The sequence below is a fragment of the Salifodinibacter halophilus genome (assembly GCA_012999515.1).
GTDB lineage: Bacteria > Pseudomonadota > Gammaproteobacteria > Nevskiales > Salinisphaeraceae > Salifodinibacter > Salifodinibacter halophilus.
The window spans coordinates 1-301 of the sequence record JABEEB010000129.1 but is presented as its reverse complement, the minus strand read 5'-3'; the positions used below and the strand labels follow the sequence as shown (position 1 = coordinate 301).

At 62.5% G+C, this 301-nt stretch carries 1 protein-coding gene; it reads left to right on the top strand.

From position 1 onward, the window contains the following. The coding region (locus tag HKX41_11000) for a hypothetical protein (protein NNC24658.1) at positions 1-301 on the top strand (301 nt) is incomplete at both ends.

Here is a 301-nt window from a genome sequence, read left to right as displayed (position 1 = left end):
TACGACTTCAAGTACCTGGCGATGCGCCCGGCGCTGCGGGTCACCATCACCGCCGATTTCGAGCGCATCTACAACCACTTCAGCGCCAGCCTGGAAGGGCAGTACGCCTGGTTCAAGGCCGGCATCGACGCGGCGTTCGAATCGTTGGTGCAAAACGGCGTGATCGACATCCAGGTGGAAGCCTTCACCGACGCCGAGGACCGCCGCGACCAGGAGAAGTGGGCGCTGGACTTCTTCAAGGACGATCTGCTGAGCAAGTGGTTCGAGCCGACTCTGGTGCCGGGCAAGTTGGCGACGGATC